General features: G+C 60.6%; 26 protein-coding genes. 6 read left to right on the forward strand and 20 right to left on the reverse strand.

All coding sequences use genetic code 11. The features are described from left to right. Nucleotides 1–2: 2 nt before the first annotated feature. From MF268_RS04000 to MF268_RS04050, 11 genes are read right to left on the reverse strand one after another with little or no spacing between them, the layout of a single operon-like run. Entirely contained in the window at nucleotides 3–824 is an 822-nt protein-coding gene (locus MF268_RS04000; RefSeq protein WP_238369626.1) for an aspartate dehydrogenase, read from the reverse strand. Next, the gene (locus MF268_RS04005; RefSeq protein WP_238369627.1) at nucleotides 824–2,530 is read right to left on the reverse strand and encodes a thiamine pyrophosphate-binding protein; all 1,707 of its coding nucleotides are present in this window, start codon (nucleotides 2,528–2,530) and stop codon (nucleotides 824–826) included. The genes MF268_RS04000 and MF268_RS04005 overlap by 1 nt, the downstream gene beginning before the upstream one ends. After that, entirely contained in the window at nucleotides 2,496–3,287 is a 792-nt protein-coding gene (locus MF268_RS04010) for an SDR family oxidoreductase (protein ID WP_238369628.1), read from the reverse strand. Before MF268_RS04010 ends, MF268_RS04005 begins: the two co-directional genes overlap by 35 nt. Nucleotides 3,288–3,290: 3 nt before the next feature. Further along, on the reverse strand, nucleotides 3,291–4,223 hold the full coding sequence (locus MF268_RS04015) for a VOC family protein (RefSeq protein ID WP_238369629.1): 933 nt from the start codon (nucleotides 4,221–4,223) through the stop codon (nucleotides 3,291–3,293). Further along, complete coding sequence (locus MF268_RS04020; protein ID WP_238369630.1) at nucleotides 4,220–5,074, reverse strand: alpha/beta fold hydrolase; 855 nt, start codon at nucleotides 5,072–5,074, stop codon at nucleotides 4,220–4,222. The genes MF268_RS04015 and MF268_RS04020 overlap by 4 nt, the downstream gene beginning before the upstream one ends. A 3-nt stretch (nucleotides 5,075–5,077) precedes the next feature. Continuing rightward, a complete protein-coding gene (locus tag MF268_RS04025; protein ID WP_238369631.1) occupies nucleotides 5,078–5,953 on the reverse strand; it encodes an ABC transporter permease in 876 nt (291 codons plus the stop codon). Between the two features lie 2 nt (nucleotides 5,954–5,955). Then, nucleotides 5,956–6,948: an ABC transporter substrate-binding protein gene (locus MF268_RS04030; protein ID WP_238369632.1), complete on the reverse strand. Its 993-nt coding sequence runs from the start codon at nucleotides 6,946–6,948 to the stop codon at nucleotides 5,956–5,958. A 24-nt stretch (nucleotides 6,949–6,972) separates the two neighbouring features. Beyond that, complete coding sequence (locus MF268_RS04035; protein WP_238369633.1) at nucleotides 6,973–7,752, reverse strand: ABC transporter ATP-binding protein; 780 nt, start codon at nucleotides 7,750–7,752, stop codon at nucleotides 6,973–6,975. Between the two features lie 29 nt (nucleotides 7,753–7,781). After that, on the reverse strand, nucleotides 7,782–8,417 hold the full coding sequence (locus tag MF268_RS04040) for a pentapeptide repeat-containing protein (RefSeq protein WP_238369634.1): 636 nt from the start codon (nucleotides 8,415–8,417) through the stop codon (nucleotides 7,782–7,784). Then, on the reverse strand, nucleotides 8,417–9,472 hold the full coding sequence (locus MF268_RS04045; protein WP_238369635.1) for an aromatic ring-hydroxylating oxygenase subunit alpha: 1,056 nt from the start codon (nucleotides 9,470–9,472) through the stop codon (nucleotides 8,417–8,419). The genes MF268_RS04040 and MF268_RS04045 overlap by 1 nt, the downstream gene beginning before the upstream one ends. Before the next feature lie 14 nt (nucleotides 9,473–9,486). After that, nucleotides 9,487–9,747 (reverse strand): recombinase-like helix-turn-helix domain-containing protein, encoded by a 261-nt coding sequence (locus tag MF268_RS04050; RefSeq protein ID WP_238369636.1) that lies wholly within the window; start codon nucleotides 9,745–9,747, stop codon nucleotides 9,487–9,489. A 137-nt stretch (nucleotides 9,748–9,884) separates the two neighbouring features. Here MF268_RS04050 and MF268_RS04055 point away from each other — a divergent pair, with 137 nt between their 5' ends. The 3 genes from MF268_RS04055 (at nucleotide 9,885) to MF268_RS04065 (ending at nucleotide 11,496) form a co-directional block, all read left to right on the forward strand. Next, nucleotides 9,885–10,217, forward strand: coding sequence for a hypothetical protein (locus MF268_RS04055; protein ID WP_238369637.1), 333 nt, complete (start codon nucleotides 9,885–9,887; stop codon nucleotides 10,215–10,217). Next, nucleotides 10,210–10,593, forward strand: a complete 384-nt coding sequence (locus tag MF268_RS04060; protein WP_238369638.1) for a RidA family protein — start codon at nucleotides 10,210–10,212, stop codon at nucleotides 10,591–10,593. The genes MF268_RS04055 and MF268_RS04060 overlap by 8 nt, the downstream gene beginning before the upstream one ends. A gap of 75 nt (nucleotides 10,594–10,668) precedes the next feature. After that, on the forward strand, nucleotides 10,669–11,496 hold the full coding sequence (locus MF268_RS04065) for an IclR family transcriptional regulator (protein WP_238369639.1): 828 nt from the start codon (nucleotides 10,669–10,671) through the stop codon (nucleotides 11,494–11,496). A 6-nt stretch (nucleotides 11,497–11,502) separates the two neighbouring features. Here the strand turns inward: MF268_RS04065 and MF268_RS04070 are convergent, their stop codons facing one another. After that, nucleotides 11,503–12,312 (reverse strand): IclR family transcriptional regulator, encoded by an 810-nt coding sequence (locus tag MF268_RS04070; protein WP_238369640.1) that lies wholly within the window; start codon nucleotides 12,310–12,312, stop codon nucleotides 11,503–11,505. Nucleotides 12,313–12,399: 87 nt separating this feature from the next. On the opposite strand from MF268_RS04070, the gene MF268_RS04075 reads away from it, so the two are divergent. Both MF268_RS04075 and MF268_RS04080 read left to right on the forward strand, forming a co-directional pair. Beyond that, a complete protein-coding gene (locus MF268_RS04075; RefSeq protein ID WP_238369641.1) occupies nucleotides 12,400–13,347 on the forward strand; it encodes a cupin domain-containing protein in 948 nt (315 codons plus the stop codon). A gap of 75 nt (nucleotides 13,348–13,422) precedes the next feature. Beyond that, nucleotides 13,423–14,553: an FAD-dependent monooxygenase gene (locus MF268_RS04080; protein WP_238369642.1), complete on the forward strand. Its 1,131-nt coding sequence runs from the start codon at nucleotides 13,423–13,425 to the stop codon at nucleotides 14,551–14,553. A 58-nt stretch (nucleotides 14,554–14,611) separates the two neighbouring features. On the opposite strand, the gene MF268_RS04085 is transcribed toward MF268_RS04080, so the two are convergent. From MF268_RS04085 to dctP, 5 genes are read right to left on the reverse strand one after another with little or no spacing between them, the layout of a single operon-like run. Then, nucleotides 14,612–14,992: a RidA family protein gene (locus MF268_RS04085; RefSeq protein ID WP_238369643.1), complete on the reverse strand. Its 381-nt coding sequence runs from the start codon at nucleotides 14,990–14,992 to the stop codon at nucleotides 14,612–14,614. Continuing rightward, nucleotides 14,989–15,858 (reverse strand): alpha/beta hydrolase, encoded by an 870-nt coding sequence (locus MF268_RS04090; protein WP_238369644.1) that lies wholly within the window; start codon nucleotides 15,856–15,858, stop codon nucleotides 14,989–14,991. The genes MF268_RS04085 and MF268_RS04090 overlap by 4 nt, the downstream gene beginning before the upstream one ends. Before the next feature lie 9 nt (nucleotides 15,859–15,867). Next, nucleotides 15,868–17,157, reverse strand: coding sequence for a TRAP transporter large permease (locus MF268_RS04095; protein WP_238369645.1), 1,290 nt, complete (start codon nucleotides 17,155–17,157; stop codon nucleotides 15,868–15,870). Further along, nucleotides 17,154–17,672, reverse strand: a complete 519-nt coding sequence (locus MF268_RS04100) for a TRAP transporter small permease (RefSeq protein ID WP_238369646.1) — start codon at nucleotides 17,670–17,672, stop codon at nucleotides 17,154–17,156. The genes MF268_RS04095 and MF268_RS04100 overlap by 4 nt, the downstream gene beginning before the upstream one ends. 10 nt (nucleotides 17,673–17,682) lie before the next feature. Beyond that, nucleotides 17,683–18,672, reverse strand: a complete 990-nt coding sequence (gene dctP, locus MF268_RS04105; RefSeq protein ID WP_238369647.1) for a TRAP transporter substrate-binding protein DctP — start codon at nucleotides 18,670–18,672, stop codon at nucleotides 17,683–17,685. Nucleotides 18,673–18,850: 178 nt separating this feature from the next. Between dctP and MF268_RS04110 the strand changes: the two genes are divergently transcribed. Next, nucleotides 18,851–19,573, forward strand: coding sequence for a GntR family transcriptional regulator (locus MF268_RS04110; protein ID WP_238369648.1), 723 nt, complete (start codon nucleotides 18,851–18,853; stop codon nucleotides 19,571–19,573). 39 nt (nucleotides 19,574–19,612) lie between these two features. Here the strand turns inward: MF268_RS04110 and MF268_RS04115 are convergent, their stop codons facing one another. From MF268_RS04115 to MF268_RS04125, 3 genes are read right to left on the reverse strand one after another with little or no spacing between them, the layout of a single operon-like run. Continuing rightward, nucleotides 19,613–20,821 carry a four-carbon acid sugar kinase family protein gene (locus tag MF268_RS04115; RefSeq protein WP_238369649.1) on the reverse strand — a complete coding sequence of 403 codons (1,209 nt, stop codon included), beginning with the start codon at nucleotides 20,819–20,821 and terminating at the stop codon, nucleotides 19,613–19,615. Next, a complete protein-coding gene (locus MF268_RS04120) occupies nucleotides 20,821–22,086 on the reverse strand; it encodes a ribulose-bisphosphate carboxylase large subunit family protein (protein ID WP_238369650.1) in 1,266 nt (421 codons plus the stop codon). Before MF268_RS04120 ends, MF268_RS04115 begins: the two co-directional genes overlap by 1 nt. Continuing rightward, nucleotides 22,086–22,625, reverse strand: coding sequence for a VOC family protein (locus tag MF268_RS04125; RefSeq protein WP_238369651.1), 540 nt, complete (start codon nucleotides 22,623–22,625; stop codon nucleotides 22,086–22,088). Before MF268_RS04125 ends, MF268_RS04120 begins: the two co-directional genes overlap by 1 nt. Between the last annotated feature and the right edge of the window lies 1 nt (nucleotide 22,626).

Consider the following 22,626-nt stretch of genomic DNA (forward strand, 5'->3'; position numbering starts at 1 on the left):
CCTCAGATCGCGACTGGCCCGGTAGCGTTCAGGATTTCCCGCGCTACCGAATAGACCGTCGACAAAGAAGTCTTTGGATTGTCCGGGGAAGGTTTGCCCTCAAGCCGGATGGAGAAGTCCAGCGCATTCGACCGGACTGTGTATTCGTGAATGTTTCCTGGCGCCTGCGGATCTGCGATCATCTTGACCCGGGTGGCCTCGAATCCCGCGCCGGCAAGGGCGATAGTCGCCGCGACATTGGCATTCTTGGGATACTCGCGCGCGGCCTCACGGGCGCTGCCTTCGTAGAAAATTTCGGCTGTTTCGAGTCCGGCAAGATCAAGTTTCTTTTCGGCAGGGGTGCCCTGCCAAGCCTGTGGCGGCTTGCGGGAAATATAGGTCACTTCCAGCCCGCCAGAAAGCCGGGCGGCGGCCAGCATATCGATCCCGCCGACCGCGCCGGGCACGATGCGCAGCAGCGCTCCGCCCGTCTTGGCCGCGTCATGCACTGCGGCTTCCGTCTCTCCATCAGCAAGCGCCCCGACGGATACGAGTACACCGTCAATCCCGGCCTCAAGGCAACGCAAGAGGCTTTCACGCACGGCGTCATGCGTTGCGACCTCGACAACCAGATCCGGTTTCCCATCGATCAGCGCCTCGACCGAGCCATGAACGTGCAAGCTGCCGCCAAGCTTTTCCGCCGATGCGGACAGCTTGTCCTTTGCGCGATCTTCCGCGCCGGGACGGGCCAGAATATCCAGCCTGTCCAACACCAGCCCCTGCTCGGCAAGAATGCCAAGCAGAGAGGTGGCAATATTGCCGTATCCGATCAGCGCGAGACGCATCAGTCGGCCTTTCCGGCGGCGCCAGCAGGCGGACCGGCAAAAGCTTGTGCAAAAGGACCGATAGCAATCATATCGACTTCGATCAGGACCGGGCCTTCGCGTTCGATGGCCGCATCCAGAACGCCTGCGAATTCTGCGGTATCCGACACTTTCATGTGCGGCATGCCCACGGACTGGCAGAGCAATTCGAAGTCGGGCGTGTTAAGTGCCGAATAGTGCCGCCGACCGCTATATTGCGCATCCTGAATGTTCTGGATTACGCCATAGGCTGCGTCGTTCATCAGCACGTAGACCAGAGGGCAGTTTTCCTGCACCGCGGTTATCAACTCGGCAATCCCAAGTTGCGCGCCACCATCACCCAGCAGCGTGATCGCCTTGGGCCCTTCCGAGGCAAGTGCCGCACCGATCCCCATTGAAATACCCTGTCCGATACCGCCGCCAAGGGCGTGGACGCCAAGTTTCGGGTCGGCGATCTGCACGTAGCGATTGCCAAAAGTCGAATTGGAAATTGTCACGTCCCGAACCCAGGGGTGGCGACCGTTGAAAACCTTCTCGAGCAGGACATCCGCCACGACGTGGTAAGGCCCAAGCCGCTGGCGCAATGCACCTTCGGCCAGTGCGCGCGCGGTCGAGATTTCATGCGGCAGGTTCGGATCGGTATCGAGCGTTTCCGGCAGGCGATCAAGCAGACGCTGTAATGTGTCCGCCGCATCGCCATGAACGAACAGCTCAACAGGGTAGTTGCGCCCGCCCTGGCTTGCCTCGGCGTCGATCTGGCAGATCGGCGGCAGCGCCATGTTGTTATCCTTGGTTTCGTTTCCGCGCAGGCGCGAGCCGACCACCAGCATGAGATCGCAGGACTGGAAAAGCTGTTCCGACTGCGGGGTCATGTTGAACGCCCCAAGCGTCGCCTTGTGATCCTCGGGGACGACCGCACGGCCGTTGGTCGAAGTGACGGCGCCAAAGCCGCGATTGACGAGTTCCAGCGCCTGTTCCGATGCGCCCCGCGCACCACCGCCCAGCCAGATCATCGGCCGTTTCGCTTGAAGCACACGCTCGGCCAGCGCCTCGATAGCAGCGTCGCTGGCAAATGGACGGGTGATCGCGGGCCAACCGGCATGCTTTGTGCCGGAAATCAGACTGCGTTGAATGTCGACCGGAATTTCAAGGCTGACCGGACCGGAGGGCGCGGAAAGTGCGGCAGACACGGCGGCCTGCATGACACCCATCGCGGCATGCGGATCCCAGATCCGGAAAACCTGCTTGGACATGCCCTGCAGCATTTCGCGCTGCTTGGGAACATCATGGATCGGCGCACGGTCGCGATCGGCGAACTTCAGGTCCACCTGTGTCGTGATGTGCAACAGCGGCGTGCCCGCCGTCAGCGCCTCGACCTGTCCACCGGCCGCGTTGCCCGCCGCCGTGCCCGTCGAAGTCATCACGACACCAAGCTGCCCGGTCACCCGCGCATGGGCATCGGCCATGTTCATCGCACCGGCCTCGCCCCGGGCGGGGACGAAACGGATCCGTCCCTGTTCCGCAAGCGCGTCGAGGATCGGCATGTTGTGGATGGAAATGACACCGAAAACCGTGGTTACGCCAAGATCCGCAAGCGCACGGGCAATCTGGTCGCCCACGATTTCGGCGCGGACCGGATCGACCTCGGTGGGTTCAAATGAATCGGGATATGCCGCCAGAGATTTCAACTTGTGCTCCTGTGATAAAGGACGCGGCAGGCGAGGCGAGAAACGCGAGCAGTCGCGCAGCCTCGTCCGGTTTTCCGAGCCGCCCCATTGGGATGTTCTTGTTCTTTGCGAGATCGGCGTACCATGCCTCTCGCGTCTGGTTCTTGTCGTCGCGCGCCTCGAAACGGCGCTGCCATTGATTGCTGTCGATCAGCCCCACCAGGATCGAGTTTACCCGGATGTCGGGCGCCAGTTCGCGGGCCAGTGACTTCAGCAGGTTCTGTATCCCGGCACGCGCCGAGGAGGTGCAGACCATATGCGGTTCCGGTTGCAGGGCGAGCAGTGAATTGGTGGCGACGATCGCGCCGCTGCCGCTTGCCGCGAGCATTTCTTGAAACGCGCGGATCGGGCGGATCTGGCTGAAATACTTCAGCTCCAGCTCTTGCCGCCATGCTTCGTCTGTGGTGTCGGCAAAGGTCGAGACGCGTCCCTGTCCGGCATTGTTGATCAGCGCCACTGCGCCGCCGAACCTGTCTTCGACAGCCTTTGCAAAACCGTTGACCTGTTCTTCCTGTAGCACATCGACCGCTTGTGCGAATACGCGGTCGACACCAAACGTGTCGGCAAACTCGGCCGCAACCTTGTCGAGCCGTTCGGCCCCACGGGCGCAGATCGCGACTTGCGCACCCTCTTCGAGCAGCAGCCGCGCTGTGGCAAGCCCGATGCCCGAAGAGCCGCCGGTGACGACAACAGGTTTATCTTTCAGTCCAAGGTGCATGCGTCACTCGGCGTTCGAGGGCGGAAACCCGGGATCGGGACGGCCCATCATGACGGCCCGTTGCGCCGGTGTGGGGGGGCCTGCGGTCATCCACTGGTCCATCTTCTCCGGGTCGTCGCGTGGCCAGACCTGCGCCTCGTGCGTTGCTTCGTCGATCTGCTGAACTTCCGAGGTGAATTCGATCACAAAGCCCGAGGGCGATACGAAATAGGCGAACGGGTTGTCGCCCGGTCCATGACGACCCGGACCCCATGACGGGACCTGACCCTTTTGCTTCATCCGCCCGATGCCGCGCATGAAATCGTTCAGCGAGGCCATTTCAAAGGCCACGTGGTTCACGCTTGCATAGGGAGCGCGGACCAGCGCGATGCAATGGTGGTCAACAGTTTCCATGTCCTGTGCAGACCGCAGGAAAACCATCTGGTCGGCGGAATAATCGGACACGCGAAAGCCGAGGACGTCACCATACCACGCTTCGGTCGCTTCCATATCGGGTGTGTTCAGCACGCAATGGGTCACCTTCCGGGGGTAGGCGAACTTGGTCTCGCGCTCGACCGGTTCCAGATCAGTGGTGAACCGCAGCCGACGGAAATCGGGATCGAGCATCTCGAACCCGTACCCGCCGATGGCATCGTCGAACACCGCGGGGGTGCCAAGCACATGCGCGCCTTTTTCAACGACCTGTGCGTGCAGCGCATCCATCGACGCCCGGTCGGGCATTCCAAGATGGATGTATTCCACGCCGTAATTGTCGCCATCCTTTAACGCATAGATGAAGGGCTCTTTACCCGTGCCGGCCAGATAGACTATGCCTTCTTCTTCCTTGGCAATCTCAAGGCCCCAGTCGTTGACGTAAAAGTTCTTGGTGGCCGTCATGCCCGGCGCGCGCATCACGATGCCGCGCAGATGACTGACCCGTACCATATCGGCACTCATTGAACCGTCTCCTCTTTCTTGTCGCTGCAAGGTTCCTCGTTCGTGCTCTCAAGGCAGGACAGGATGACCCTGGATAATTCTGCCGGGGTCTCGACATGCAGCGCATGCCCGCTCCCGGAAATCTCGGTGATCGGCGCACCGCCAAGGGCGGCCGAAGCAAGCTCACTCTGGATACGCGGGGTGACGACATCGCCATCTCCCCAGATGATTTGGGTCGGGCAGCGGATCTCTTTCAGGTTTTTTACCAGTTGACCGGAGGCCAGCATGCGAACCGCTTGCCCGTAACCGGGCTGTTTCACCGAAGCCATAGCGTCGATGACGCGTTCGCGGGCTTCGGGTTTTCCATCCGGATCGGCCAGCAGGCGCGGGCCGCGTTTTTCGGCAAAGGCGCGCGCGCCGAGGTCGTCCAGTTCCGCCAAGCGGGCTGCCGCTGCATCCGACAGCTTGCCGCCGGGGTCCTGACCATGCCCACAGGCACAGGCACCCAAGATCATCTCTGTCACGCGCGCGGGGTAAAGCGCCGCGAATTTGGCCGCCATCAGCGTGCCAAGCGAGTGGCCGAGCAGCGTCACCCTATCAAGGCAAAGCGCGTCCAGAAATCGCCCAAGCGCCTTGGCATAATCACTTTCGACTGGCCAGTCGGCACCAAGAGGCTCCGATGCCCCATAGCCCGGCGCGTTCCACGCGATTACGTCCCAGTCTTCCGGGAGTTCGGCCAGCAGCGGTGAAAAGCTTTCGGCATTCGAACCGATGCCGTGCAGGCAGACGAGCCGCCGCCCATGACCCGTACGCCGCCAATAGCTGATACCGGCGATGGTGTCATGGACAACAGAAGGGGGCAGGGCGGACATGGCTTAGTGATCCTCGCGCACGAGGTAGTGCAGCACGCGCTTTTCGACTGCCGCGACGGCGAAGTAGAGCGCGATACCGATGACGGTCAAAAGGAAGATGGCGTTAAAGACCATCGCCGTATTTGCCTGTCCTTCGCCGTAGCTGATGAGGAAGCCAAGACCGGTGTTGCCACCAACAAGCTCACCTACGGTGACACCGATCACGGCCAGCGTCGCGCCGATGCGCAGACCTGCAAACAGGTTGGGAAGCGAGGAGGGCACCTCGATCTTGCGGAAGATCGTCAGCCGGTTCATCGAATAGACCCGGGCGAGGTTCACAAGATCGCGGTCGACGGTCTTCATGGATTGCAGCACGTTCACGAGGATCGGGAAGAACACGATCAACACGGTGACGAGCAGCTTGGGGATGGCGTTATAGCCGAACCACATGATGAATAGCGGGGCAAAGGCGACCTTCGGCGCGATTTGCAGCGCAAGAATATAGGGGGACAGAACCCGCTCCCACAGGCTCGACAGCCCGAGGAGATATCCCGACGCCGCGCCAAGCAGCCCGCCAAGGGCAAACCCGACCAGCGCCGAGATCAAGGTCGACATGAAGTGCCCCATCAGGTTTTCGCGCTGCATCATGCGCCCGAACTCTTCAAGACAGTTGCTGAAGGTCGGGATGATATAGCGAGGCACGTCCAGCAGGGGGGGCAGAAATTCCCAGATCGCGAGAAACACGAGACCTACACCGATCATGGCGAGGATTTCCGTGCGCGACCCGGAACCCGCAGTCAGTTTCTTGAACGGGTTTGCCATCTTGCTGCCTTTGTGGACGGGGGCACCGGAGGAAATCTCCGGCGCGCCATTTTTCAGGGATGCACTCGTGTCGGCCATTTTCACTCCGTTGGTGCTGCGAACTGGTTGTCGTAGTATTCCTCGGTGGCGAGCGTCTCGTTGACGATTCCGTTCTCAAGATAGAAATCGGCAACGGCGGTCATCCGTTCGGGATCGATCATGCCAAGCTTGGCCATGTCCGGGGTGGCATAGACGAGCTCGGTATAGCGCTTCATGATGTCTTCCAGCATCGCGGCCTTGCCTTCGAACTGCGGAATGTTGTCAGCCAGCAGCTTGGAGGAGCCTTCCGGGTCTTCCATCACGTCGCGCATGCCCTGCAGCGTCGCCTGAACAAAGGAGCGGACCACTTCGGGACGTTCCTCGATCATTTCGTCCGACGCGATAATCGCCTGCGCCATTGCCGGGAAGAGATCGTTGATCGGCACGATCGTCAGGTCGATGCCGGCGCCTTCAATCGCGGCGGCCCAGTCGGGCGTACCCGAGATCGCGTCGAGATCGCCGGAGATCATCAGCTGGACCATGCCTGCCGGACCAACGGCCTGGATATTCGCATCGTCCTTGGTCATGTCGGCAGAAGCGAGCGCTGCGAGCAGGTTGTAATAGGTGGTGTCTTGGAATGCCATGACGCCGATATTCAGACCCTTGAGGCCAGCCACATCGGTCGCGCCACTGTCTTTGCGGATGACCAGCTGCGTCAGGGCTTTGCCGCCAAGAACGGCCACGGCTTTGACGTCCAGACCGTTGGGACGGATGATAATCGGCGTGTCGCCGATGCCGCCGCCAAGGTCCGAGTTGCCTACAGCGACCTGCTTGGCGACGTCCGCGCCGCCCTTGCCGATGGCCCAGCTTACATCAAGCCCGGCATCTTCGTAGTAACCCTTTACACGGGCAACCTGAAACGGGGTGAACGCCGGCAGGAAGTCCGGGGCCGGGAACAGGTAGCTGACTTTTTCCTGTGCATATGAGGCGGCCGGAATGGTCGCCAGCACGGTAGCGGCTGCGATTGTCGCCGCCTTTACAAATCCAAAACGCATTTACTTCTCCTTGTTGGACGGCCTTCAGGCCGCTTCGTTTTCTAGGTGCAACGTGTCGAACAGCCGTTTGACGTAGACGCCGGTCTGGGCCTCCATCGAACGGGCAAGGGGGTCGCGGCGGTTGCCAAGTTCGATGGCGAATTCGTCGACGACGGTGCCGGGGCGCCCTGACATGACGACAACCCGGTCGGCCATGATAACGGCTTCGTTCAGGTCATGGGTGATCAGCACGCAGGTCACGCCAGCCTCGGCGATGGTGCGGGCAAAATGGCGCTGAAGGACAAGTTTGGTCTGCGCATCGAGTGCGGAAAACGGTTCGTCCAGAAGGATGATGTCGGGTTCGATTACTAACGTCCGGGCCAATGCCGCGCGCTGACGCATCCCGCCGGAAAGCTGGTGCGGATAATGTTCGGCGAACTCGGCCAGCTTCATGCGGTCAAGTTCCTGCATGGCCCGTTCCCGGCGCTCGGCACGGCTGAACTTGCGCTCTTCCAACCCGAACTCGACATTCTTGACGATGTTGCGCCAGGGCAGCAGCAGGTCTTTCTGCAGCATGAAACCGACTTCGGGACGGGTGCCGGTCACTTCGTCACCGTTAATCAGAACCTGCCCCGAACTGGTGCCATAAAGGCCGGAGACCATGTTCAGAATGGTGGACTTGCCACAGCCCGACGGGCCGACGACGGCAACCAGTTCACCGGCGCCCACGGAAAAGCTCATGTCCTCGACGGCGGTGACGGAATTGCCCGTATTGCGGTCGGTAAAGACCTTGGTGATGTTCCGAAGTTCAAGGCTTGAGGTCATGGGGTTTCCCTGTCTTTGCGGAGTTGTTTTCAGTTCCAGAGGTAGCCGTAGAGGCGGATCTGGGGCAGCAGGCGCGCCATCGGATTGCCCGACCCGTCGCCAAAACGCACATGCCGTAGCCAGGTGCGTCCGTGAATTTCCATACCGGTCGCGGTCACCCGCGACCCGAAGTGCGTCGCATCTGCCCACAACCCGCCAAGCGCGTCAGTCTGTTCAAGGCTGACCGGCCCGTCAAAGCAGGTATCGGCGCAGGAAAGCGACCCAAGCACCTGCATGTTGTCGAGAAAGGCGGTACTGGCGATACGTGCCTTGTTGAGCACCAGCGCCCCCCAGAATTCAGTTTTGGAGAGCGTCAGGTTGCCGCTGATCCGGGCCTCGTCGAGCCTGAGATCGGTGCCGAACCGGCTGTCCTGTGCAGAGAGCTGCGATTGAAAGGTGCAGCCCCGGAACCAGCTCAGCCCCAGCGTCGTGCAGCGATCCAGCAGAACTGCGCCTTCGAACACGGAACCCGACAGGTCGAACCCGCAAAGCTCGCGTCCCCGAAGGTCAAGCTCACCGCTGACGCGATGCCCGCGAAGATCCACTGCGACCTTCGGCTCGAACGGCGCGGTCAGGGCGGCAATCACCGCCTCCGGCTCGATCGGGGTGAGGGCCGCGTCTTTCATCAGGCCGTCTGCTTTCCTGCGGATTCTTCGGCGTCCAGCGCCTTGAAATGTTCCTTGGCGCGGCGCACCATCATCTGGCGAAGCCGGGATACACCGATGTCGTGCTGATACAGCATCTCGCGGCGACGGGCGTCTTCCGGGATCGATTCCAGCATGACGCGGTCCTGCTCCAGAACGTGCCAGTGACGGTCTTCGAGGAAAGCGCGATACAGGAAGCGCCAGCTTTCAGCCGCCGTGCCCTGCACTTTCCGGCAGCGCCAGAAGAACGAATAATGCGTGTGTTCATCTACCGGCGTTGCAAAGCCGACGATACGGAACGGGCCGCCCGGACCGGCACCATCGGGATAGGGAATGTCGAGCCGGAAGAACATCGTGCCTTGGTCCATGACAACTTCGGTGTAGTCAAAGTTGACGCCCTTCTGGTTGACCCGTTCGATCTGAAAGCCTTTTTCGCGGCGTTCCAGCTTCATCGTGTCCTGCTTGGAGCCGTAGGCCAGCGTAAAGCTGTTGGCGTGCAGGTAGCTTGCGTGCATCGGGTCGGCCGCGTTGTCGAGGCTGAAGCGATAGGAGCAATCCCAATATGTCATGCAGGGGAAAACCTGCCATTCGTCGCTGGTGAATTCTTCTGGCGGCACGAATTCCGGTGCGTCGGGGCGATCTGCCGAGGGCAGGTAGATAAAGACAGCGCCGCCAGCTTCGTTGCATTCATAATAGGTCAGCGCCTTGCGGCCTTCGAGCGCGCAGTCGGGCATGGCCGGAACGCGCACGACAGTGCCTTCGCCATTGACCGTCACACCGTGATAACCACAGGCGATATTGCCGTCCTGAACATGTCCAAGGCTCAGCTTGGCGCCCCGATGCGGGCAGAAATCCTCGACGCAGCGAACCTTGCCCGCCCCATCGCGCCACAGCACGAGGTTTTCGCCGGCAATTTTGCGCGCCAGCGGTTTGCCAGCTTTCAACTGAACCGATGTGGCAACCGGCATCCAGAACCCCCGGAGACCGAGGCTGATATAGTCGTCGACCCGGTCACGGCCTTTTGCGGTGGCTTCCATGTCTCGTACTCCTCTCAGGCGCCGATGCCATGTTCGGCATGGGCCGCATCATGGGAGGCATTGATGGCTTTCAGTTCCGCATCGAGAATTTCCAGCGTCCACGCGCCAGACTCTCCGGACGGGCGCGGTTCGCCCCGCTCGTTCAGCTTCTCAGCTACTTTTGCGAAATCATGCTCACCGGTTTCGTAAATGCGCTCGAGCGCCTCTGCGAAAGCGCGCTCGGCATCGCTGAGCGGGCGGCCTCTGGATTGGTTCTTCAGGGCTGGATCTTGCATCCCCAAATTCTCCCTTTCTGCCGATTGTTCACATTTGAACGTATGGTTCTTATTTGCAATCATGCCGATTCGCGGTACTATGTTCAAGAAGTTTCGATGACACCCCGCTGTCACGATCATGAAATAAGGGATGATAGATGACCGAAACCGTCATGCTCACCGTGTTTCTCAAGCACGACCAGTCGCAGAATCTGGAACAAATTCAGGCACATCTGGGCGAACAGGAATGGTGGACAGGTTTCCCGCCCGAGGGTGTCGAAATATTGAGCTGGAACGTGGTGATGGGGATCGGCCAGATCGTCACCCTACGGATGCCACCGGAATTGCTGCCCAAAGTGAATGTCGAACTCGAACGCCGGGCCTGGGGAGTCTTCTCGACCGAGTTTTTCCCAACCTACGATTTCTTCCCGGTGCGCGAGCGTCTGACCCGCGAATGGCAGGAAAGAAAAGAGGCCGCTGCAGATGAGTGATCCTATCGCCGTAACTGCCGAAGGCATTCCCGGACCCGTTCCGGGACTGTTTTCAAACGCCATCGTCTGCGACGGTATCGTCTATGTATCTGGCCAGCATGCTGGCGGCCCAGAAGGGGTCGTGGGTGAAACCATATACGAGCAGGCGCAAGAGGCATTGCGCCGCGTGGTCGCTCTTGTCGAAGCGGCAGGCGGTAGGAAAGAGCGCATAACCAAGATTTCGGTTTTTGTGACCGACATGGCGCGCAAGGATGAGGTCGGGCGCGCCCGTCGCGAAACCTTTCAGGGCGTTTTGCCCGCAGCCACGATGATGGAAGTTTCGGCATTCGTGGATCCCGCGCTGCTCGTCGAAATCGAAGCCGTCGCGCACCTGTAAGTTAGACATTCCATATTCAGGCGTGCTTGCCCAGAATGGGTGCCACATCTTCAGTCAAAGGAATTTAATGCATAGATGAACACGACATCTCCCATGCCCCAGGAAAGCGACGAAAAAGCGCCGCGCTCCGTGTCCTATGACGTCCCCCCCGTTACCCGCGCGATGGCGCTGCTGCGCTATATTGCGGCGGGCAATCGTTGCAGGAACATCGCCAAGGCATCGGCCGCCGTGGGCATCAACCGCACGACCCTGATCCGTTTGCTGCATACGCTCGAGCGTGAGGAGATGATCGAAAAGACACCGGGGGGCGACGGCTACGTTCTAGGCTATGGCGTACTGGAACTGGCATCTGGCATGTTGAGCAGCCGCGATGTTGTGCGTACCGGACAACCCGTGCTGCATCACCTTGCGGCGGAAACCGGTCTGTCGGCGCATCTGGGGGTTTTGGCTGGTACGGATGTCATCGTGCTCGTCCGGGAAACGCCCGAGGTGCAGCTGGTGTCGAATATCCGCGTGGGCAGCCGCCTGCCTGCCTATGCGACCGTGATGGGGCGGGTGATCCTGTCGCACATGCGCGAGGATGAGGTACGCAGCATCTTCGACGATTACAACTTTTCTGCCTTCACCGATCAGACCCCTACAACGGTTGACAGCCTGCTAGGCCAATTAAAGCTGGACCGTGCCGCTGGCATTGCCTGGTCCGTCGCCTTTTTCGAAGAAGGCATCGGGTCCTGCGCCTGCGTCGTTCTCGATCAGAATAACGCGCCGGTTTGCGCGATCAGCCTTTCCGGACCGCAGGCCAATTTCGAGGAAGGCTCGGAAAAGCGCCAGCAGATTATGACCGGCGTGGTCGACGCAGCGCGGCGTTTGTCAGCCATGATGGGGCATATCCCCACGAATTGACCCCTCTCAACCGCTCCCGTCATGCCCCAGCAGGCGGGAAATGCGGATGGCGGTCGCTTTGAGGTCCGAGATGATCTGCGGCGGCAGTTCCGCGCCTGATTGCGGGCCATTTGCCGATGTCAGGTTGATCGCCGCCGCCACACGACCTGTAAGGTCCCGCACCGGGGCTGCGACCGAGACGATGCCTGCTTCGAAATCCCCCATGTGCCAGATGACGTCGGCCTTGCGATCGCCCTTTACCTGTTCAAGCAAGCCAGGCAGTGACGGCCCTTTGCCTTTGGTGGCACCCGGTCTGTCGGCGCGGAAACGTTCGATGATCTCCGCATCTGGCAGATCGGCAAGCAATACCCGCCCCATCGTCGTGCTGCGTGAGGGCAACCGGCTTCCGACCTGAACGATCGAGGCATTTGCCTCTCGCGCCGGTGCGCGCAGAACGTACAAAACCGAAGATCCGTCGAGTATGCCCATATGTGCGGACCAGCCGGTCCGGTCGCGCAGCCGTTCCAGTTCGGGCTGGGCGATTTCGACAATTTCGCGGGTCGCAACATACCCGTAGGTCAGGCGCAGAACGCCCGGACCCAGCGAATAGGTCTGGGCGCGTTGGTCATGCAAAAGGCATCCGGTTTCAACCAGCGTATAGACCGAACGAAATGCCGCCGACCGGGTCACGCCAAGCGCAACGGCAATATCCCGCAACGACAGATTCGGTTGAGCGGGGGTAAACAGCTTCAGCACGTTCAGCCCGCGCACAAGGCCCGGCACAAGATACCTGTCCATGTTGCCGGTATCCGGTTTTGGCGGCTCTTCCTGCTTCATATATAAAACGCCTTGTATTCAGTAAAACGCTGTCGGCGTATCCTTCTCTCAACTGAAATCGAGAATCAACCGTGAAAGGAACCAGAGATGACCGTACAGGAAACGGGTTTCGCTACCCTCGCAGATGAGCTGAAATCGCAGACCGGACGCTTTACCGACAAGCAGTTCGACTGGAATGCCTTTCCTTCCAACGCCGGTTTCGACGAACTGGCGCGAGCACAGATGCGCTATATCGGTGCCGGCGGCTCGCCCAAGGTGAATGACACGTCGACGCTCAAGCCCGATCATTTCACGCTTTCCCTGATCTACAAGGAGACCGGAAAGTACGCCGCCTGCCACAGCCACGAAATCGAGGAAAGCTTTCTGATCATCGACGGTGCCCTGATCGTCGGCTGGGAAAAGGATGGCGAAGTTGTCGAGGTTAACCTCGGCCCCAAGGACATGATCCTTAACGCCCGCGAAATTGGCCATGGTTTCCGTGTTGACGGGCCGGAGCCGGTCGTCATGTCGATCTCGGTCGACGTGGGCAAGCCGCTGCCGCCGGTTTACCACTATCACCCCAAGGAACACGCGCCGGAACTTGCCCGTGCCTTTGGTGCCGAGCCGGGCAAGACGATGAAATTCGACCCCAAGGGTGATCACGCGCTGCAACAGCTCATGGCGAAATATGTCGTGCGCCACAGCGAGCTGGAAACTCACTGGGAAGACGCAGGTTTCACGCGCAAGATCTACTGCGGTCCCGGCGGTGTCGAAACCGATACCTGCCGCAAGGAAATGCTCGGCATCCCATCGCGCGTCGGCGTGAAACCCTTCACCCGCGATGTCGAAGATGCCTTCCTCGTGCTCGAAGGCTCGCTCATCGTCGGCTGGGAAGAGAACGGTGAAACGGTCGAAACCGAACTCGGCCCGCGCGATCTGGTCAAGACACCTGCCGGCCGCAAGCACTGGTTCCGTAACAACGGCGCGCAGGCAGCTACTGTCTGGTATCTCGTCGGCTCCGCCGAGCCGGAAGCCGTAAAGTTCGAAGCCGCCTGATTGGGCATGCAAACCGAACCCGCCCCAATCGATTAGGGGCGGGTTCGAGATGACCGGCAGTTGAAAGGTCCAACTATGTCTGCATTGAAAATCGCCGTCTGCGGGGGCGGTATCGGTGGCCTTTGCGCCGCCATTGCGCTGGAGAAATCCGGCCATGATGTCGAAGTCTTTGAAAAGGCGAAAAACTTCGGACGCATCGGCGCCGATATCAACCTCACGCCGAATGCGGTCTTCGCGCTCGACGGTCTTGGCGTCGGCGAGGTGCTGCGCGAAACCGCTGCAAGGCCCACGTTCCGGATCAGCCGTGATGGCGTGACCGGAGAGGAAACGTCCCGGCTTCCACTGTCGGACGCGGCAGAACAGAAATACGGCGCGCCCCAGCTTGCCATTCACCGCGCCGATCTTCTGAACGCGCTGCTCGCCCGGATTTCCGCCGAGAAGATCCATTTTGGCATGGCTGCCCAATCCATCGAACTGCTGGACGCCGGCGCAAAGCTGACCTTTGCCGATGGTGCCGCTCGCGATTTTGATCTGGTTGTCGGTGCCGACGGTATCCACTCTGTCGTGCGAACCGCCCTTTGGGGCGAGGACGATCCCACCTTTACCGGGCTCGTGTCCTACCGGTCGGTCTTTCCCAAGGAAGTGGCCAAGGATCTCACCGATCTTGATGCTTTTACCAAATGGTGGGGGCAAACGCCGCAAAAGCAGATTGTCACCTTTCCCTTGACGCGCGGCGAGGAGATATTTGTTTTCGCCACGACACCGCAGGAAGGCTGGACGGAAGAGGGCTGGACGCTGGCCGGCGATCCCGACGAGCTACGCGCGCAATACGACGATTTCCACGAGGACGCACAGCGGCTTCTGTCGCACTGCCAAGAAGTCACGCGCTCGGCCCTGCATGTACGCGAACCCATGCAGACATGGTCGCAGGGGCACGCCACCATCCTTGGCGACGCGGCACATCCGATGGTGCCCTTCATGGCCCAGGGAGCGTGCATGGCGATCGAGGACGCAGTCGTCCTGGGGCGCAGCCTGAAAGGCGTCGAAGCCTCTGACGTCCCGGCGGCTCTCGCTGTGTTCGAAGCGGCGCGCAAGCCGCGGACAGCCCGGATTCAGGAAAACTCTCTGGCCAATGAATTCATGAAGGGTCAGGGGAACGCCGACTGGGTCTATGGCTACGACGCCTGGAATGTCGAACTGGCCTGAACGGTTAACCGGCAGCCTGCTTCAGCTGCCGGTTTTACGCGCCCCTTTAAGGCCAGGCTCAATCTGAACTGACCCGCGCGATTCCTGTGACCTCGATCTTCATACCCGGCGCGACAAGTCCGGCGACAATGATCGTGGCGCGGTTGGGGTAGGGCGCGCGGAAATACTGGCGATAGACCTCGTCTACCGGGGCGACATCGGAAGGATCGGTTAGGAAAATCTGCAGTTGCAGGTAATCATCCATCGTGCCCCCCGCGGCTTCGACCGTGGTGCGAAAGTGCTGAAAGGTCAGATGCGCCTGCGCCTCGGTCGTATCCTGCAAAATCCCGCCTTCGGGCATGACGGGACCGTGTGTTGTGAACAGCATCTCGCCCGATCCGATGGCCCAGGAAAACGGCTGCCCAGGTCGCGGCAACCCCATGTCGATTTCGCGTTTCATGCTGTCCCTTTCCGCATGTCATCCAGAATATCATACCACCCATGCGCCGGATCGCGCAGCATGAGGTGAGTGCCAAAGTGGTCCTCCTCCCATGTTCGGAACCAGCACCTTTGCTTGCTGTCCGCAATTTTGTCACGCGCGGTCTCGTTGCTGCGCCTTACTCGCTCGGTATCCTTTTTGCCCCATGTGAGCGCCAGCGGAACCGACAGATTGTCTAGCCAGTTCAATGGCGAGGCCGCGCGATCATCCTCAGTACGGTCCAGCACGTCGAGGTAAACCCGCTCCTCAAGGCTGCCCGGAGGGGGCGCGGGATGGTGGAGGTCCAGAATGCCGCTAACCGGCAGGCATCCACGGATCGACCGCTCCTGGATCCCCGCGTCGCTCCACAAATCTGGCCGCAGGGCAATCAGCGCCGCGATATGCCCACCAGCAGAATGCCCGGACAGAAAAAGCCGGCTGGGGTTGCATCCGTATTCCGAGGCCCGCGCAGCAATCGCACCCACCGCCTGCATCGCATCCTCCAAGAAGACCGGAAAGCGGGCCTCCGGTGCCAGTCGATAGGTCGGCGCCGCCAGCGCCACGCCTCGCGCGGCCAGCGCCGGGGCCATGAACCCGCACCACTCCTTGTAGCCATTGGTCCAACCGCCCCCGTGGAAAAAGATCACCACGTCAGCGCCGCCCTCGACCGAAACCGTCGGCGTGAACAGGTCGAACCGTTGCCAGTCACCCGGTCCAAAGACGATGTCCCGGTGTTCGTCCACTCCAGGCCAGCCGCCGCGCGAGGCGTCCAAGGCCGCCCTCGCATAATCCTCGGCAGCAGCAACCGGCAGTGGTGGCTGCGGGGCGAGATCGAATTTTTCTATCATGACAGTTCCTCAGAACCCGAAGACGCCGGGCAGCCATAGCACGGTGCCGGGGACATAAGTGACAAGCAGCAGCACAAGGATCAGGATGCCGATGAAGGGCCAGATCTCGGAAATCACCTGCCGCAAGGGGACTTCTCCCAGTTTTGAGAGGGTGAATAGCAACATTCCAAAGGGCGGTGTGATCAGCCCGATCATGATGTTGATCGTCATCAGCACCCCGAAATGAACCGGGTCGATGTCCTGCGCCACAACCGTTGGCAGTAGCATCGGTACAAAGACAAGGATCAGCGTGCCCGTGTCGATCAGGCAGCCAAGGGCCAGAAAGACAAGGTTTATCATCAGCAGGAATTCAAGCCGGGAAAAGCCCGCGCCCTGAACATAGTCGGCCAGAAGCCGGTCGAGCCGTTCGGACGTGATGGCATAGTTCATGATGAATGCCCCGGCGATCAGCAGCATCACCGACGAAGAAGTGCGCATGGACTCGACGATAGCGCCCCAGAGGCTTGCGAATGTGATGGCGCGATAGACCAGCACCCCGATCGCGAGCGAATAGAGAGCGGCCACCGCAGCGGCCTCGGTCGGGGTGAAAACCCCGGTCCAGATACCGCCCAGCAACACGACAGGGATCGACAGCGGGATGATCGCGCGCGCCAGAACCGGGCCAAGCTCGCCTTTGGGCAGCTTCTCGCCCCTTGGCAGGTCGCTTCGCTTGGCAATGATCGCAAGCCCGCCCATCAGTGCGAACCCCATGATCAGCCCCGGAACGATCCCGCCAAGGAAAAGCGCACCGACCGAAGCGCCGGAATTCAGCGCATAAAGGATCATCGGAACTGAAGGCGGGATGATCGGCGCGATCACCGCCGCTGCAGCCGCCAGCGCAGTGGCAAAACCGGGCCGGAACCCGCCAATGTCGCGCATCATTTTCAGCGCAATCAGGTTCGGTCCGGCCGCATCGGCCAACGCGCTCCCTGACATTGAGGAAAACAGCATCGACGTCGTCACAGTAACATGCCCCAGACCGCCGGGCAGGCTTCCGACCAGTGCATTTGCGGCACGGAACAGCCGGTCTGCGATGGAACTGATCGTCATGATATTGGCGGCAAAGATGAACATCGGCACGGCCAGCAGCACATAGCTGCCGTAAAGCGAATTCATTACCTGATCGGTCACGATGCCGGGGTCCTGACCGGCGACTGCAAGGTACAGGAAACCGGAAACCAGCATTGCCACGGCAATCGGAACGCGACAAAGCGACAGGCCCGCGAAAGCGGCCAATAGAACAGTAAGTTCAAGGCTCATCGGGTAGCCTCGCGCGGCGCGAGAACGATCATGCCCTGCCGTCCGGCTTCGACCAGCAGCTTCAGCGCAAACGCGCCCTGCATAATGCCAAAGCAGAGGTACAGCCAGTTCAGCGGCAGACGCATCACGGTCGTTCTCTCTCTCCAGAGGAAATCGATGTAATCGATGGTGTAGGGCAGGGCGATCAGCAGAACGGCACCCGCAATCAGGGCACCCAACCCGGCCAGCACGGCCCCCGCCCGCCGGGGCAGAAGGGACGTCAGCAGATCGAACGATATATGCGCATCAAGCCGCATGGCGAGCGACGCGCCCAGCGTGACGACCCAGAGGTAGACGACGATGGCAAGTTCTTCGCTGCTGGTCGATGGGTCGCGCAGCACGTAGCGGCAGAACACCGTCCAGATAAAGGCACCTGTCACGACGGCGAAACCCGCCGCCGCAAGGGCCGAAGCGATACGTTCAATCCATGCGCCGGCCAGACCCAGCCGGCGCAGGACAGGAGATGTTTCCTTCATCTCAATCGGCTCAGTTGCCCATGATCTGGGACATCAGATCCTGATCCCATTCCTTGGCCAGATCCGATTCCGAATAGACTGCATCAGCTTTTTCACGGAACGGTGTCAGGTCGATTTCGTCGACGCGAAGCCCTTCGTCTGCCAGTATCTTGGCGACCTTTTGTTCATCCGCAAAGCGCGCTTCGTTGTTTTCGGAAGCGGCTTCGACGGCCGCAGTCTTGACTGCTTCCTGTTGTTCTTCGCTCATTTCGTCCCACACAGGTTTCGCCAATGCGTAGAACACGGGCTGCACAAGGTGGCTTGTCATGATCACTTGGGCTGTCACTTCGTCAAACTTGGCGGCCTTGAGGATCGTCAGCGGGTTTTCCTGCCCGTCAACGGTGCCGGTTTGCAAGGCGACATAGGTTTCCGACATGGCCAGCGGCGTGGGCGAAACACCAAGGCTTTCACCCAACAACAGCCACTCGGGCGACGCGGGCATACGCATCTGGACGCCTTCAAGATCCTCGGGCCCGGTCACTTCCTTCACTTCGCGCAGGTTCAGCTGGCGCGAGCCAAGATAGGCGGTCGAAAGGATCTCGATCCCCATGTCGCTGGCAACCGCATCATGAAGCGTTTCGCCGATGGGGCCTTGCATGACCTCCATCATCTGGTCGTAATCGTCGAACAGGAACGCGCGGTTCAGAAAGCCCATCGAAGGCACCTGCGCGGCAATTTCAAAGGTCGACATGGTGCTCATCTCGATGTTTCCACGCTGAAGTGCCGGCACTTCGGCGCCTTGGCGCACGAGCGAGGAGCCGGGATAGACTTCGACGGTGACGCCAACATCCGCCGCCGCGACCTTTTCGGCAAAGCTCTCCATCGATTTGGCGAGGAAATCGGCAGCGGGACCGGCGGTCGAGAAACGCAGGGTGACGTCGTCGGCATAGGCCGTAGTGGTGATCAGCATTGCGGTGCCGATACCGGCCAGCCGCGACAGCAGGAATTCGGGGCGTGTCATAAGAAACTCCTTGTTAGATGCATGCCCGCCGGACGCGCCTGAACAGCGTTCTTCGAACCGGCTTGTGACGTGATGCTAGAGGCGATTTTGGGACGGGGTCAACACATTTTCCAACACTTTTGGATTTTGGAAAATAAGTGGATTTTCGAACGTTGACTTCATAGGCGCGCTGCGGCTTATGTCAGATATGAACAGTTCCGCCTCCACTCCGGCGCAGACGACTCCGCCAAGGACCGTTGCCGAAGCCACCTATGTCGCCTTGAAAGAGGATATTCTGTCCGGGGCGGTCTTGCCGGGACGTTCATTGCTGACGCGCGAGCTGATCGAACGCTATGGATGCGGAATCAGCCCGATCCGCGAAGCCCTTGCCAAGCTGGTGGCCGAGGGTCTGCTGGAGGCGGCAAGCCATAAGGGCGTGCGCGTGCCGCTCCCGACGGTCGAAGACCTGAACGACATCTATCGAATCCGCATCGCGCTAGAACGTGAGGCGCTGGTGCTGGCCATGCAGCACGGCGATGACCACTGGGAAGGGCAGATCCTCTCAGCGGCTCACCGGCTTGCCAATGCACCCTTGCCGGAGGATCCGCATGATGCGGCTGCCCTGCGCGATTGGGAGATCCGGCATCGTGCTTTCCACAACAGTCTCATCTCGGCGGCCCCCGCGCCCCGGCTGAAACGTCTGATTGCCCAGATGGTGGACCAGACCGAACGCTACCGGGCACTGCGCCTGGCTCATTTCGGGCCAAAGGACATCAGCAGTTTCATTCGCGAACATGACCTGCTTCGGGATGCCATCATCGCGCGTGATCCCCGCGCGCCTGATCTGCTCGCTGCACATTTCGAAAGCAGCCGGGACTTCGTGCAGAAATACCTCGAGACCAGCCAGGTCGAATCCGTCTGACGACTGTAGAAAAGCGTCCTTCTCCGCCCGTCCTCTTGGCTAAGCCTGAGCCGTCCCAAGAAACTGACTGAAAAGGTCCGGCGTGCCCATTTGGCCGCCTTTCAGGATCAGCCGCATGGCATTGATCTCGGGTGAGGAATGCTGCGCGCAGTTCAAACCGATCCCCGCTTGGAAATCCGAAAGATAATCGATGGACGAAAAGTCCAGCAAATCGCAGATGCGGCTTGACGTATCGCCACCCGCGATACCCAGCCATCCCACCGGCGCAAGCGCTATGATGCGCGCGGTCAGTTTTGCAAGGGCAAGCGCAAGCGCATCGGGCGACATGCCATAATCAAGCTGCGGGTCGATATGGACAAGGGTTGGAACATTAGCCCTCAGGAGTTCGGCCGCCTTTGCGGCAATCTGCGGCGCATTCTCCATGTCTTCGGGCAAAATCCGGATATTGGTGAAACCCTCGGCCTTGACAACCTGAGCACTGGTCACCGAGGATCGGCTGCCTGCGACGACCAGAACCCGTGAATTGGGCGGAGCACTAGGTGGAACAGTGTTGACCGAGCCGGTCGTGCCTTGGGTTAGTATCTGCGCGACGGAACTTGCTCCCACCAGCAGGCGACGCCCGCGCAACCCGGCAATAGTTTCCGAAATTCGGGAGATGTCGCCATTGTCGTAAACGTCGAAAAGTACGCGCAGGGGGAGTTGGGCGGGCGTGTCCCCTCGCACGAGTGTCAGGTCTTCAAGCCCCTGTTCTGATAACAACAGACGCAGGTCAGCTTCACTCATCGGGGTGACAGGGTGCTGCGCCATGACCGGATGCCGGTCGATGCGGTGCACGTTTCCGTCGCTGGCCTTGGCAAACAGCGTGCCGAATACGCAATACCGGCCAAGGTTCGGTTGGCCGCCAATCACGGCAAGATGCTCGGGCGCAAAACGGTGCGCAAGATCATTGACAACGGCACCGATCGACCCGATCCGCTGCGAGGAATCGAAGGTCGAGCATGTTTTGAAATGCAGAGTTTCCGGATCGAGCGCCGCGATAGCGGGCCAGATATCTTCGATGACAGTCTGTGCCGCCTCGGGCGTCAGCGCCCGCAAGGGGGTGGCGATGCCGATGGCGTCGAACCCCTCACATTCCAAGGGCTGTGGCGGGCGCAGGAACAACCGCGTCCGCCATCCAGCTCGCGCAAAGGTGGCGAGCGTATCCGACGCACCGGTGAAATCGTCACCGATGAATACGGCGCGCACCATCACCGGCTGCCGAAAAAGTCGAGCGCGGCTGCAAGCGCCGGACGGGTGGCCGAAGCAGCCTCCAGCGTTTCACCGGCGGTCAACGCCTCGTAAGCCTCGCGCAGCGATGCGATTCCGGCCTCGGGTCCCTGCGGATGGGCCAGAATGCCACCGCCGCACATGAACATCAGGTCAGGCCCCTGCGCTGCTTCTAGTGTGCGCGGCAGCGTACCCGCCCATTGGCCCGAGGAAAACGCGGGCATGACGCGGTCATCCGGCCCGTTCTCGGACAGCGGCGCAAGACAGGCGCGCGCGGCCTCGGTCACTTCTTCCGCGCTGTCGACAAACTTGCCGCCGATGCCATGCACATGCATGTGATCGATCCCGGCCAGACGATACAGCGCGTGATAGGCCTGAAACTCCATGCCAAGACGGGGATGACGGCTCATCGCGCCGAAACCGTTGCGGTGGGCGTGAATGGCCAGCGGCGTATGGGCGCGCAGCGCTTCTATTCCCGACAAGCCACACCAGTTGAGGCTTGCCATCACGCAGGACCCGCCCTCAGTCGCGACTAGATCGGCATGGCGGCGCATGGCATCGGTCTCATCGGTGATGTTGAAGGCCATCATGACCTGGCGGCCGGTCTTTTCTTGCCATTTGCGGATCACAGCCATCACGGCAGGTACCCGCTCGGCAATCGGGGCGATATCCGGATTGGCGCAGACCTCGTCATCTTTGATGAAATCCACGCCCGCCGCGCATAGCTGATCGACCAGCGCGGCAATCTCCGCAGGTCGCATGCCGACATTCGGCTTGATGATCGTGCCGAAAACGGGCCGCCCCATAACCCCCATCATTTTGCGCGAGCCTTCGATACCTTGGGTCGGCAGGGCATAGCGGCGGCGATACTCTGCGGGAATGTCCAGGGAGATCAGCTTCAGCCCGGTCACCTCGCCGAGATCGTAAAGATTGCCGGAAACGGTCGAGGCGAGCGTCGCAAGGTTCTTGCCGATGTTGCCGGTCGGATAGGCGATCCGAACCCGAGCCAGATGATACGGCCCGCCGATCTGCTTGCGTTCCAGATAGGCCGAGGCCAGCGTCGGTTCGCCACTTTCGCCTAAGGAGTCAACCGAAAGCACCTCTGCCGATGATCGGGCGCGCAATTCGTCGGTCTCGCCCGCGACACGGACGAAGGTGCCGCTCGATTGTTCGCCCGCCATGGTTGCGGCGACGTCGTCGGGCGGAAACGGGGTTTCCAGCAGGTATTCGGCGGTGACGCGTGACATTAGAGCACGCTCAGATCAGGAAAGGGGCGCACCGGGTCGGATCCGTCCCAGCCTTCCGAGGCGTCGCGGATCATGTCGAACATCTTGCCTTTCGGGCCCATGACCTCGGACAGTTCGATCACGGTGCCCGGGTGATGCTCTTCGGCGAAATAGGCAAACCGCCCGTTCACACCGACGCAACCCGACATTTTCAGCGTAAAGTCCCGATCCAGCATCATCGCCAGATCCGCGTCGTATTTGGTGGTCCAAAAAGCGACATGCTGAAGCCCGCGCAGCCCCTTTTCCTTGAAATCGCGATACATGGAGGGCACGTCATTGCGCGTCTGGATCAGCTCGACCTGCATCGGGCCGGAATTGGCCAGCGCAACAGAGTTATGCGGCTGGTAGCTTTTCCCGTCGTAAAGATAATCTTCGATCGGCACTTGTGGATTGTAGAACCACGGGCCAACCCCCATGACGTCGGACCAGTGTTTCATACCGGCTTCGATGTCGTCCACGACATAGCCGAGTTGGCGGATGGGGCCGAGAAAAGTGCTCATG

The sequence above is a fragment of the Heliomarina baculiformis genome, assembly GCF_019966545.1.
GTDB lineage: Bacteria > Pseudomonadota > Alphaproteobacteria > Rhodobacterales > Rhodobacteraceae > Heliomarina > Heliomarina baculiformis.

Bases quoted from the DNA above. Each gene is read 5' to 3' on its own strand.
- MF268_RS04000 (WP_238369626.1), bottom strand. From the start codon at position 824: ATGCGTCTCGCGCTGATCGGATACGGCAATATTGCCACCTCTCTGCTT.
- MF268_RS04010 (WP_238369628.1), bottom strand. From the start codon at position 3,287: ATGCACCTTGGACTGAAAGATAAACCTGTTGTCGTCACCGGCGGCTCT.
- MF268_RS04015 (WP_238369629.1), bottom strand. From the start codon at position 4,223: ATGAGTGCCGATATGGTACGGGTCAGTCATCTGCGCGGCATCGTGATG.
- MF268_RS04020 (WP_238369630.1), bottom strand. From the start codon at position 5,074: ATGTCCGCCCTGCCCCCTTCTGTTGTCCATGACACCATCGCCGGTATC.
- MF268_RS04025 (WP_238369631.1), bottom strand. From the start codon at position 5,953: ATGGCCGACACGAGTGCATCCCTGAAAAATGGCGCGCCGGAGATTTCC.
- MF268_RS04030 (WP_238369632.1), bottom strand. From the start codon at position 6,948: ATGCGTTTTGGATTTGTAAAGGCGGCGACAATCGCAGCCGCTACCGTG.
- MF268_RS04035 (WP_238369633.1), bottom strand. From the start codon at position 7,752: ATGACCTCAAGCCTTGAACTTCGGAACATCACCAAGGTCTTTACCGAC.
- MF268_RS04040 (WP_238369634.1), bottom strand. From the start codon at position 8,417: ATGAAAGACGCGGCCCTCACCCCGATCGAGCCGGAGGCGGTGATTGCC.
- MF268_RS04045 (WP_238369635.1), bottom strand. From the start codon at position 9,472: ATGGAAGCCACCGCAAAAGGCCGTGACCGGGTCGACGACTATATCAGC.
- MF268_RS04050 (WP_238369636.1), bottom strand. From the start codon at position 9,747: ATGCAAGATCCAGCCCTGAAGAACCAATCCAGAGGCCGCCCGCTCAGC.
- MF268_RS04055 (WP_238369637.1), top strand. From the start codon at position 9,885: ATGACCGAAACCGTCATGCTCACCGTGTTTCTCAAGCACGACCAGTCG.
- MF268_RS04060 (WP_238369638.1), top strand. From the start codon at position 10,210: ATGAGTGATCCTATCGCCGTAACTGCCGAAGGCATTCCCGGACCCGTT.
- MF268_RS04065 (WP_238369639.1), top strand. From the start codon at position 10,669: ATGAACACGACATCTCCCATGCCCCAGGAAAGCGACGAAAAAGCGCCG.
- MF268_RS04070 (WP_238369640.1), bottom strand. From the start codon at position 12,312: ATGAAGCAGGAAGAGCCGCCAAAACCGGATACCGGCAACATGGACAGG.
- MF268_RS04075 (WP_238369641.1), top strand. From the start codon at position 12,400: ATGACCGTACAGGAAACGGGTTTCGCTACCCTCGCAGATGAGCTGAAA.
- MF268_RS04080 (WP_238369642.1), top strand. From the start codon at position 13,423: ATGTCTGCATTGAAAATCGCCGTCTGCGGGGGCGGTATCGGTGGCCTT.
- MF268_RS04085 (WP_238369643.1), bottom strand. From the start codon at position 14,992: ATGAAACGCGAAATCGACATGGGGTTGCCGCGACCTGGGCAGCCGTTT.
- MF268_RS04090 (WP_238369644.1), bottom strand. From the start codon at position 15,858: ATGATAGAAAAATTCGATCTCGCCCCGCAGCCACCACTGCCGGTTGCT.
- MF268_RS04095 (WP_238369645.1), bottom strand. From the start codon at position 17,157: ATGAGCCTTGAACTTACTGTTCTATTGGCCGCTTTCGCGGGCCTGTCG.
- MF268_RS04100 (WP_238369646.1), bottom strand. From the start codon at position 17,672: ATGAAGGAAACATCTCCTGTCCTGCGCCGGCTGGGTCTGGCCGGCGCA.
- dctP (WP_238369647.1), bottom strand. From the start codon at position 18,672: ATGACACGCCCCGAATTCCTGCTGTCGCGGCTGGCCGGTATCGGCACC.
- MF268_RS04110 (WP_238369648.1), top strand. From the start codon at position 18,851: ATGTCAGATATGAACAGTTCCGCCTCCACTCCGGCGCAGACGACTCCG.
- MF268_RS04115 (WP_238369649.1), bottom strand. From the start codon at position 20,821: ATGGTGCGCGCCGTATTCATCGGTGACGATTTCACCGGTGCGTCGGAT.
- MF268_RS04120 (WP_238369650.1), bottom strand. From the start codon at position 22,086: ATGTCACGCGTCACCGCCGAATACCTGCTGGAAACCCCGTTTCCGCCC.
- MF268_RS04125 (WP_238369651.1), bottom strand. From the start codon at position 22,625: ATGAGCACTTTTCTCGGCCCCATCCGCCAACTCGGCTATGTCGTGGAC.